We start from the raw sequence: 11,661 nt of genomic DNA on the forward strand, positions 1-11,661 counted from the left end.
TGCGCCCCACTTCCATAGATTATTAACTCTACTTTACAATATTATAACTTAATTTAATATTTTGGTATAACCTTATGAAAATGGTCTAAATTTAATATTTCTATATAAGTCAACTAAATTCTTATGTTGAGCTTTTTTAGAATCATATTTTCCTATTTTAAATGCCAATTGTACGGAAGGTCCAATTGCCACTGCTAACAGTAACGTTCCAACTCCCACTGGTCCGCCTAAAAAGAAACCTATTATTAAAACAGTAATTTCTATGGAACCTCTTACACACCAAACCGGCCTATTTAGTTTTATTACAAGACCTTCCATTAATCCGTCTCTAGGCCCAGCGCCAAGTTCAACATTCAAATAAAAATATGTAGCGATTCCCATAATTAAAATCGCTGATAGAAGCATTAGTATTTTTAGTAACATGCTTTCTGGAGTTTTGATTATTCCCATATTATTAATTAGATCAACAAAAATGCCAATAAAAATCATATTAAATATGCTCCCAATTCCAGGAATTACTCCCAGAAAAATAGATAATAATATTACACAAAACCCTACTAATTGTGCTGCACGTCCCAATGTTATCATTGAATGAGCAACTATACCCATATGAAATACATCCCATGGGCTCATTCCAAGCTTTGAATAAAGTGCTAAAAGCATTGCTAGTGCAAATAAAAAGAAACCAAAAAATAAGGAAGGCATTTTAAGTAGTAACTTTAGCCATAGGTTTTTGCGCTTTTTCAACATTGATTTCACCCCATTAGAATATTTAAAAATCTTTCAGTATTATTAACAAAACTTTTCATAACATTATAATTCTCTGTTTCTTCATATTTAACTATCCTAAATTCATCTTTTATTTCATATATAATTGAATCAGGATAAGCCATTATAATTGGAGAATGGGTAGCAATAATAAATTGTGAATCATTCTGAACTAAGTCATGCATTCGTGTAATAATAGACATTTGTCTTGCAGGTGATAATGCTGCCTCAGGTTCATCAAGTATATACAAGCTTTTTCCGCTTAACCTATTCATAAAAACTGAAAAAAAAGATTCGCCATGTGATTGGCTATGTAGTGATCGTCCACCATATGATGCTGAAACTTCAAGTTCATCCACATTTGTTGCAAAATTATAGAAACTTTCTGCACGAAAGAAAAAAGCATCTTTAGGTTTAATAAAACCCTTAACTAACTTGAGATACTGGTTTAAATCTGAATGTGTTTCTTTTGATGCAAAATTAAATTTTTTATAACAGGTAAACAAAATGGGTATCTTACAAATGATTCGATTTTTTCTTTTTTAAGCTCTATACTCCTTAAATATTGATTACGCTCTAATAAATCCATATACACTCCTCCCCGTGAGATTTCATCTACTAAAACAATTATACCATTTTACTAATACAGGTACTGAAGAAGCTACACATACCTAATATAATCTACAACTAAAGCAATGCTCAACATCAGAAGTATCAGCACTAATTTTATAAATAAAAATAGCGAGATAGCATATAAAATACTTCTCGCCGCTTATTTATATAACTATGCTAATTCCAAACTTTTTTCTTCTAATTCATTGCTTTTTTTCAAGTTTTACTTCTAACCCTAATACATCTGCATATTTCAAGAAATTGTCCAAACCAATCCATTTTACCTAGAATCGAAAAGCTTTGTAACCGGAATGGACATAGTATTTGCGCTCCTAAAAACTCATTAAATAATTTGGCACAGTTGTTATTCTATATACGTGACATGTACGCACTATTTCTTGTCTTATTTTTTTAACTTCCTGTTATTGATTTAACATGACAGGAACTCAACTTCTCATTTTATGGATAATTGGTAGTTAAAATCTTCTTATAAACCTCACCTGCCATATAATTATATTATCTTATAATCGTACTATTTAAAAAATTCTACCGACTTTAACATTTTAATATTTTCTATTTTTACACCTATAGATATAATTTTATTCATGAAATTAATCTTATCTCTATCATCATGATAATAAATATTCCAAATAATATCTTGTTTTGTATTTTCTTTTATTTCTTTGAAATACAGCATATCAACATCACCAAATGAATGTCCTATAATAAATATTTTATCAACACAACTCAACCTTCCAAAGAAATCTCTATGAATTGATATGTAATAATTTACGTCTTTAAATGTTCGTTCATAATATTTTGCTAATGCATTACAAATACTAGATTCCTTTTCATCAAATTCTTCTCCAGCTTCATCCGCACGTCTTCTCATTTTACTAATTTTCAAATAATCACCATGTCCAATAACTGGAGGTAAATCATTTTCTTCATCAATAGAACCATGTATGTGTAATATATTATATTTATCTATTTCATAAATTCTTTCCAATAATAATGTATAATTAAATGTTAAAAATAAGTCATTTGTATCATTTTTTATTCTATTTGTCTTTTTGGATGTATTTATATTAATTTGATCAATCCATAACTTAATAAATCCATTCAGCCTTTCAATATATCCATATCGCTCTTCCCAATAGTCATTAAGTGTATCTTCAATTCCTATATCTCCACCCTCTAACCCCATATCAATAGACATTCCTAAATCTATAATTTCATCTTCATTTGCTGAGGATAAATTTTTTTCAAATTCTTTCCATAAATGTTCTTCTACCATTTCTCTTTTGCTCTCTGGTACAAAATTATACATTCTCTCGATACATGTTAGATACTCCCAATCTTGTTCTTCTAGATAATGTCTAAAATCAAAATATGAAGTATTTAATCCATGTGCTCTATCAAATCCATTGCCTATAACAAATAAATTCATATCTAATTCTTTCTCCTATTTAAATTACTATTTATCTTATACTTGAAAGATTGACTACTATCCCCTCAAAACATACTTTTTATAATATTTTTCAAAAATAATTCATATAAATCTTATGTTATTATATTACTTATTGTACAGCTCTCCGTAACTAGTATAAGTGCGATTTACTACTTACTAAGTATATCGAATTCCGTTGCTCATTAATTCTAAGAATCTCATAGTATATTAGGTATAATTACTCCATGTTATAGTCGTTAATAATCGAAATAGTTTTATTTGCCACTTCACTACCAAGTGATGTATACAATTTCTTATCGCCAATAATATAAAATTCTTCTTTAGCTCGTGTAGCCGCAACATTCATTATATTTGAATCAGAAACAGCCCATCTTGCTGCCCCACTGCTACTAGAGTCTGCTCCAAGGACAAAATAGACAATTTTCGCTTCTTTTCCTTGAAAAGTATGAACAGTTCCAACATTTGTTATTTTACCGTCTTGTCGTTTAGTAAAGTTAATTTCATCTAAAACTCGTGCAATTTTATAAGCCACATTTTTAAATGGAGATATAACATAGATTTCATTTGCTAAATCTGGATTCCCTTGTAACCGTTTAGCAATTAGCCTTTTCAGTAAGTCAGCTTGTTCTTTAACATATTTATCATTTGCCTTTCCAACAGAATCTAACCACTGTGATTTCCCTTGCGCCTCATCTTCTTTTTTGCCTTGTACCATTAAACCATCATAAGATATTTCATTTGAAATTGTAAACATCGGATAGTCCGAACGCCTGTGTACCCAAAGTGGTATACCAATCCATTCATCATCATTTTTTTGGAGCCCATACTGACTGGCATCATCTACAATTGTTTGAGTAGAGGCATCAGCAGATACAAATTTTTCGTCTACTTTATAATGTCTTCCAATTAAGGTTAGAACATTCGAATCTAAGGTTAATACTGGTCTTATTTGTAAGGGATCCCCAACAACCATAACTTTTTTACTTCTAAAAATTGCCCCAACACTAGCCTGTGGTAGTGCTTGACCAGCCTCGTCTATGAATAGGTTGCCTATTGAATTTTCTTTAAGATTTTTAAACATTCGACCAAAACTAGCAAAAGTGGTGCTGATAACAGGAACAGTAAAATTCAGCCATTGCCATGATTCTAAAATTAACTGATGACCATTCTCTTTCACAATGTAATCAGATTGTTTATTCCAAATAATCCTTGCCGCTTTTAAACTTCTTATGTTTTCATAGAGGAATTGCTTTCTAACTTTTAAAGCTGAAATAAATAATTCTGATTGTAAAATACGGAACTCCTTTGTAAACCAAGGATTAGACTTTTGAAGTTCTTCATATGATAGTGAAAAATCTATTTCCTCTATGCCTCTTTGTAACTTGATTTTTTCCAATGACTCGATTTCTTTTTCTAATTTTTTCAAATTATTATTCTTAGTAGTCATCCATCGTTCGAAGGCAGATTTTCTGTCCTTCATTTGTTTTTGAATAAACTCATTCTTATCAGCAGTTCCCTTTAGCTCATTTTCAAATTGCCTACAGTCATTCAACAATTTACTTTTTTGTTGAGAAAGATAATTTAAGTGGTCATTCGCGCTATTGAGATTCTTGAAATACTGTTCAACCTTTGATTTATTAAATATTTTCTGAAACCATAAAAAGCTCGGCTTTTGTGAAGTAACTACATTAAAATTTCTTTCAGCTTGAAATTGTTCATTAGTTAAATTTTTAAGTTCAATAGAAGCATTCGATACATCTTTTTGAAGATTTATGCTTTCTTGTCTCAGTCTTTCAATTTCAGCTTTAGCTTCTTTTTCCTGTCTAATCAAATCAGTTCGTTTTTCCTTTTTTTCTTTTTCAAATTCATTAACTTGCTCTTTATGTTTGACTTTTAGTTTGCGTAGATAATATATTTTTTGACTATATTCTTCTACTTTGTCTCTTTCAATTTTCAATCCATTATAAAGACGTGAGAATTCCTGATATACATCAGTATTCGATTGATAATTTTCTTCTAAATCTTTTTCAATTGCTTCAATGTTTAGAAGTAAATTATTAATATTGCTTGACTTTCCACCTTCTAACGAAAAGACACTCCAATTTTCCTCATTTAACAGTTCACTTTTAATGTTACGATTTTTTCCGAATCCTTCACCAGTTAATTGGGAATTAGAAATATCTTTGAAATAATTCGCTTCCCCTAATTGGTTTTGAAAATCTTTAGCAATCCCTTTTCTCTTTGGTAACTCCTTAACAATGTTTTGGACTGCCCCATTATTTGAACTTGCCACAATAATATTTTTATCTGAAATAGATTGTGGTAAAACGCCAAGTTTAGCATTTTGCCAATAAAGCAGACTCCCTTGAATACTTTTGTTAGAAAGTTTCGAAATTTCTAGTGCCTGTTGTACTACTAAATCAGCGAAAATATCCTTCAACAATGTTGTTTTCCCTGTTCCTGGTGGACCGTTGACACTACGAATATCATTTTCGTCGTTTAAAGCTAGATTTACCGCAACCTGTTGCATGAATGAAAGTGCATAAGCAGGGTTAGTTGGGAAACGTCCTAATGGATAAAATTTGGGTTTTAAAGCAATTCCCTCGAAAATATGTGCGTTAAAATGTTCTGATTCTTTATTGCTATCTAGATTTTTCCTATATCCAGAAAACCCATTAAAATATCGATTTAAATTTTCACTATTAATTATCTTTGCTATTTTTAGATCTTCAATAAAGAAAGAATGTAGATTTATATCGTCATTATCCAAATTTTGCACGAATGTATAGCGAAAGTTATCTACTGAAACATTACATTTTTGTAAAAGTTCAGAAATTGTCTTATTAAAATCTTCATCAAATTTTCGATTCAAAGCTTCTCTAAATGAAGTTTCAACTTTTAAAAAATCTTCGGGTAAATTACCATGTTCACGAATATAACCGCTCATTGTTAAAAACAATTTATCGGCTATAATATTTAGTTGATTATCAAAATATAAAGCAAAAGTAAATTTTTCAGAATTACTGACTTCTTGATAAGTTTTATTAATCTTGTATCTCTCTCTCAATATATCAATAACTTCTTGAAAATTGAAAATACCAAAATATAATACTATGCCCGACTTTTTAAAGACCTTATCTGAAATATTTTTTTGTTCCTTTTGATTATTTAAAAAATCTAAAAAAAACTTCTTCCAATTTTCTTCCAAGGTATGTAACGACTTTAATAATTTGTCTTTTTTATTAATTGAACCTTCCGATAACTGCTCTATTGTAATCCATGCATTTAAAATATCTTCTCTTTTATTCATGTTCTATCTCCCATTATCATATATATTAAAATTTTATATAATTCTTTATATATTTCATTAATACAGAGTAAATCCCTTTTAAATCAATATCAAAAACCATCTGAAACGCATAATTCAAACATTTTAGGTGTTTCTTTTTAAAACCTCACTTATTTATGATACGGTTCACCATTACTTATTCTAAACTTTTCTCATTATTTAACTATGTCTCTCTTTTCTACTCAATCCAGCTTCATATTATTAGCCTAATTAGAAGTTCTGCAGCATATTCAATTCTATAAATAATTAAAAGTCACTCTAGTCCTGATTGCCTCTATATTATTACTGCACCTGTCGTTAGGCTTTCTAACTGGAAATAAGTTTCCTTTCTGTGTAATCACACCATAGTTATTATAACAAAACTAACCCTTAATTTTACTTTACCAATAACATACTTAATCCAAAATACGTCTATCTATTCAGAATCAAAATCAATAAAGTAATTTTTCTCTGATGTATGTATCCTAAGGGTTGCTAAATTAATATTGTCCTCTAAAATATCCACTCTGTACTCGAACATGATATCATCATTTTGCTTCTTCATGTATAAGTAACTTCCTTCTTCTTGCGCCTCGGCCTCATCACTTATTTCAACGTAGATTTTTTCGCCACTTACTTTACCAGGATATCCTGACTTTCTTATCTTTTCCTCTATTGTTTTAAAAAACTTTTCCATTTTTTTCGCTCTCTCTCTTTTTTTAAAATACCTATCTTTATCCATCTCATTTTACCATTGAATATTTCTCTCATTATTTACGGTGTATAACTACAAAATTCCAAACACTCACAAATTATTCATTCATTTTGAACTGCAACTTATAGACATAATCTATACTTGAATTTTATAGTCATTAAAACTTTTACTCCTCAGCTTCAATGCATCTTGTTTTTTCCATATTCAATCAGGAACAACCCCTATGGAATTTCAAGCTAAACCCTAAGTTGACTACAAAACTTGTGAATTTGATGTTCTTTATTGTATGTTTTTATACATCTAGGTATCATAAAATACCCTCCTTAATTTGCTTCGCTGCGTTTGATTAGTATTTGTGGTTCAAACATAGATTACAATGGAAGTCCTCCATGAATTACTATACTGTTTTCATTTCACATAACTCAGTATCCGATTATGGCTTAGTAAAACATAAAATTAGTAATTATAATTTCAATTTTTTGTTGCAATATTCATAATCTCATTATACTCCAAATTTTATCATTATCTCTTCTTTTTACCTATAATATTTCTATTAATCATTCAATATATTGGTATAAATATTGTGTATTAAAAAATTAATTTAAAAATTTTATATTTTCATGCAATAAAAAAGCCGTGAAGCATTTTATATCAATGCTTCACAGCTTTTTATCTAAATGAGCACAATTGTTTGACTTTACTCCACTTAAATTATCATCTAATTTATGGTGTAACGTATATGGCTTAATCAAGCCACAAGCTTAGCTGGTGGTACATGACTTTGTTAATATCATAAAAAGCTTTAATCATTTTATTTAATAAATCTACTACTGCATCCTTATTAGGTTGAAGCTCTGACCAGAACCAGTAATCCTTTAACTTAAATCCTTTTGATTTAAGTTCACTTATAAAAACTTTATCATATGAAGTATTATAACCAATTAACAAACAATATTTTTCATTATATTTTCTAATAATTACTGGAATTCTTCTTTTATAGCTTAAATCTACAATTGAATTAATTATAGAAGCAGCATGCCCAGTTATAGAATATGAAGTGCCATTTACAGTTCTAATCATTCCATCTTTCATAGCCTCAATCAAAAACTTATCAACTTCTATATTGATATCATAATCTTTACAAATAGTTTCAACTAAATTTTTATGAAATATGTCTCCACCCCAATCCACAGGATTTCTAGTCAATCTCTTAAGCTGAACATAGATTTCTTTATATTTGAAAAAAGTTTTACATGCAAATACCCCTCTATGACTTAAATTAGCTGCATAGTCTTTATATATTTTTCTCCTATGACCATACTTTTTAATAACATCTGAAAAAGATTCACTATACTCATATAAATCTGGGTCAAACGTAGATACCAATAATTCAATGTTACTACGTAGCTTATCTAAATTTTTACACCTACGCATACATGTAAATTGACTTTTATTATGTGTCCATCCAAAATCTTTTAAGGCCAAAATATTTTTCTCTGACACTGTATCCATCGTAAAAAATACAGCTTTTATATCCTTTTCCCTAAAAATAATTGTTAATGTAATTTCATTTGTTTTAGTTTTCGCATCATTATGATAAACTGAAAAATCTCTTTTTGCACGTTCAGTAATTCTGAATGTTCCGTTTTTAATATTATTAGTAAATTCAGGAACTAAAAAATTTGCGTATAAACATCCGATTATCTCACTGTCAATGTATTTAGTTGACATAGGAACTTTATATCCTAGTCTTAACAATTCAACATAGCTAATCACATCATTTTTATTTGAATATTCTAATATTCTTTTATAAAAATCATATCTGCTTGTGTTTACATTTAAAAAGACATTGCGTCCAATTGCATAACCGCTATCTTCCATAATTATCATTTCCCTTCTTTAATATACATACAATTTTTCTATCAGGTATCTTTCAAAATTCTCCAAAGTATTTTCGAATTCTAGTTTGAAGTCTCCTTCAAATATCCACCGCCATTCACTACCTTTGTTTAATTTAAGATACAGTTATACGGTTACTCTATAGCATCATGAGCACTTCTTTTGGGGCTAAATCCATATGATATGGATTCAAACTCATTTTTTCATTGTAGCTCAGCAGTATTTTTAACAATATTTAGGTTTAATATTTTTAATACTATAGCCTTTGAAAATATTAAATAGTTTAATTCAGTAGTGGCTCTAACCCCATAAATTGCAAATGTATGCTTCCACTTATTAATTTGGCTTACCCTTTTAATTTAAAGTAGTAAATTGGCGTTGCTTTCTCTGCTTAATCTTTGAAGTTTTCTTACTTTCATTCTCTATCTTGATTGCTCAGCACGAAAAATCCACTGTTGCAACCTCAGCACGTAATTATTAATTTTCTTCCAATTTAGTGCGTACTATTCTGTGATACGTGGAGAAGTAGCCGACTTATTAAGTTTTATAATAGCTTCCATAACTAAACTCCTCTTTGATAATTGGTTACTTTTCGCTTTCAGCATACTTCTTCACACCCTGTATATTATAATTTTCTTGCCATTATACTATCTTCACAGGAAAATATAGTGATTACCAAGTTCCACTAATAATAGATATGAATTAGTTATGTCTCCTTCTATATTTCAATAAGTATATGGGTTACTCCTCGATTGAACAAAATCACTCTTTCCTACTTATAATATAAGCCTATCAATCATATTTGGCCCAACTTCGCATGGCGAAACTTACAAAGATTCAACCCACGTTTATACATTCTCATTTGTCCATTAATATTCAAGTCTAAATTATTATTCTTATTTATACAATTAAAACTTCAATAACCTTATCACCATCCCAATGCTATTTTTACATATATTGTTAAATTCATTGTAAATAATTTTTTTTGCCAAACTCTCTAAAGAGTACTATCTTACTGATCATACCATTTGCTCTGAGCTGCATACATAATGGCATATTTTCCTGAAATATTTATAAGCTCATCGTGTGTGCCTATCTGAACAACTTTCCCTTTATCCATAACAACTATTCTATCTGCAATTTTAGCTGATCCCAATCTATGAGTTACAATGATGGAAGTTTTACCTTTAGAAAGTTCGCTAAATTTAATATAAAGTTTTGTTTCCTCTATAGGGTCTATAGCAGAAGTAGGTTCATCCAAAACTATCATAGAATGACTTTTATAAAGCCCTCTTGCAATAGCAACTCGCTGCCATTGTCCACCAGATAAATCTATACCATCAAATTCACGACTTAATATAGTATTATATCCATCTTTAAACTTTTCTTTATTTATATTTAAATCTGACTTCAATACTGCATTATTTAATACATCCTTATCATAATCTTTTTTTTCACTTATCGCTATATTTTCTGCTAAAGTAAGTTTATACTTCTGAAACTTTTGAAATACCACTGAAATGTTTTTATATAATGATTCACAAGATAAATTCGAAGTACTTTTTCCATTAATTAATACTTTTCCATCAGAAGGACTATATATCCCAAGTATCATTTTAACTAATGTGCTTTTTCCTGCTCCATTTTCTCCTACAATAGCAACAGTCTCCATAGGTTTAATCGTAAAATTTATGTTTATAAGTGAATAATCTTTAGCCCCAGGATATTTAAAACTTACGTTTTTAATAGTTATAGAAGGGTTATGCACTATTTCAATTTTTTCACCTTGCTTTTCTTCCATATATAAAAATCTTACAAAATTGCCAACTGTGCCTATATTCTCAGCAATTTTTCCTATATGTTTACACACTATCTGTTGCATCATATCAAACATAAGTCCTATAGAAAAAAGTACTGCACTAAAAGCTCCAATACTTATAGATTTATTTAAAAGAAAATATATTAAAAGTACTACTACTCCAATATAACCTAATAAAGTTAAAAAACTCATAAATCCCTCAATAATAGCTGACTTCTTTTCTATATTCCATATGTCAATATTCATTAAATTAAGTGCTTCTTTATATAAATGTCTAAAAAATGAAAATGCGCCTAATGATCTTGTATCTTTAAAAAATTCTCTATCAATAATACATTTTTCATAATATTCATACGCCCTACGCCTAGGCGCAATTTTATCCTCCAATTTTGAAAACAAATTTGTCCTAATAACCTGAGATAGTTCCACCGGAATAAATATAAGAACTATCGAAACAGCTAATATAGGTTTTAATTTATAGAGATATATTGCCATAAATGAAAAGTATGGTATGTAGAAACATATGAATGAATTTATAGCTATAACTAAATCTATCCCTACTTCTAATCCTTTTTGTGCTTTGTTAATATCGTCAAGGATACGAGGATTTTCGAAATTTATAGCACTAATTCTACAACTTTTTTCATTTAATTTTTTACCAATTAGCCCAATCTCCTTATAATAAAATAATTCTCCAGTAATAAAATTAGCAACTCCATTCAATATTTGATTTATTATAAGAACAACACACAGTAATACCAACTTAACTATCGCTGATTTAAGAGGGGATTCCATTATTATAACTTTAGAAATAGAATCAATAAATTTTTGAAGAAACACTGTCCTTATTCCGAATGATACTCCATGTAGTATTCCAAATATAATGTTTAATAGAAATATTACTGGACATTCTTTAAATGTAATTGATAATATAATCTTAACTATTTTAAAAAAAGACAAACTATCTTTTTTATTTTCCATAATAAATCTCCCTTTATTTTCAAGTTAAAATAATTTCAGCTTTGGAATAAATAACAAATATCTATAAG

The 11,661-nt window shown here is 29.0% G+C and carries 6 protein-coding genes and 1 pseudogene; all 7 read right to left on the reverse strand.

Annotated features, from left to right (window positions below; translation table 11 throughout):
- Positions 1 to 72: 72 nt before the first annotated feature.
- Complete coding sequence (locus BR66_RS0111155) at positions 73 to 750, reverse strand: YczE/YyaS/YitT family protein (RefSeq protein WP_242841149.1); 678 nt, start codon at positions 748 to 750, stop codon at positions 73 to 75.
- Positions 751 to 755: 5 nt separating this feature from the next.
- Positions 756 to 1,357 (reverse strand): annotated as a pseudogene (locus tag BR66_RS23650) (AAA family ATPase).
- 555 nt (positions 1,358 to 1,912) lie between these two features.
- Positions 1,913 to 2,830 carry a bacteriophage abortive infection AbiH family protein gene (locus tag BR66_RS23655; protein ID WP_035796056.1) on the reverse strand — a complete coding sequence of 306 codons (918 nt, stop codon included), beginning with the start codon at positions 2,828 to 2,830 and terminating at the stop codon, positions 1,913 to 1,915.
- A 238-nt stretch (positions 2,831 to 3,068) separates the two neighbouring features.
- The gene (locus tag BR66_RS0111170; RefSeq protein ID WP_026883018.1) at positions 3,069 to 6,161 is read right to left on the reverse strand and encodes a DEAD/DEAH box helicase; all 3,093 of its coding nucleotides are present in this window, start codon (positions 6,159 to 6,161) and stop codon (positions 3,069 to 3,071) included.
- 454 nt (positions 6,162 to 6,615) lie between these two features.
- Complete coding sequence (locus tag BR66_RS0111175; RefSeq protein WP_026883019.1) at positions 6,616 to 6,876, reverse strand: hypothetical protein; 261 nt, start codon at positions 6,874 to 6,876, stop codon at positions 6,616 to 6,618.
- 762 nt (positions 6,877 to 7,638) lie between these two features.
- Positions 7,639 to 8,775, reverse strand: a complete 1,137-nt coding sequence (locus BR66_RS0111180) for a hypothetical protein (RefSeq protein ID WP_026883020.1) — start codon at positions 8,773 to 8,775, stop codon at positions 7,639 to 7,641.
- A gap of 1,030 nt (positions 8,776 to 9,805) precedes the next feature.
- Positions 9,806 to 11,593 carry an ABC transporter ATP-binding protein gene (locus BR66_RS0111185; protein WP_035796058.1) on the reverse strand — a complete coding sequence of 596 codons (1,788 nt, stop codon included), beginning with the start codon at positions 11,591 to 11,593 and terminating at the stop codon, positions 9,806 to 9,808.
- Positions 11,594 to 11,661: the final 68 nt, after the last annotated feature.

Origin of the sequence: Clostridium akagii DSM 12554 (assembly GCF_000686725.1) — a bacterium.
Classification (GTDB): domain Bacteria; phylum Bacillota; class Clostridia; order Clostridiales; family Clostridiaceae; genus Clostridium_I; species Clostridium_I akagii.

Coding starts and splice junctions, on each gene's coding strand:
- BR66_RS0111155 (WP_242841149.1), bottom strand. CDS start 750: ATGTTGAAAAAGCGCAAAAACCTATGGCTAAAGTTACTACTTAAAATG.
- BR66_RS23655 (WP_035796056.1), bottom strand. CDS start 2,830: ATGAATTTATTTGTTATAGGCAATGGATTTGATAGAGCACATGGATTA.
- BR66_RS0111170 (WP_026883018.1), bottom strand. CDS start 6,161: ATGAATAAAAGAGAAGATATTTTAAATGCATGGATTACAATAGAGCAG.
- BR66_RS0111175 (WP_026883019.1), bottom strand. CDS start 6,876: ATGGAAAAGTTTTTTAAAACAATAGAGGAAAAGATAAGAAAGTCAGGA.
- BR66_RS0111180 (WP_026883020.1), bottom strand. CDS start 8,775: ATGGAAGATAGCGGTTATGCAATTGGACGCAATGTCTTTTTAAATGTA.
- BR66_RS0111185 (WP_035796058.1), bottom strand. CDS start 11,593: ATGGAAAATAAAAAAGATAGTTTGTCTTTTTTTAAAATAGTTAAGATT.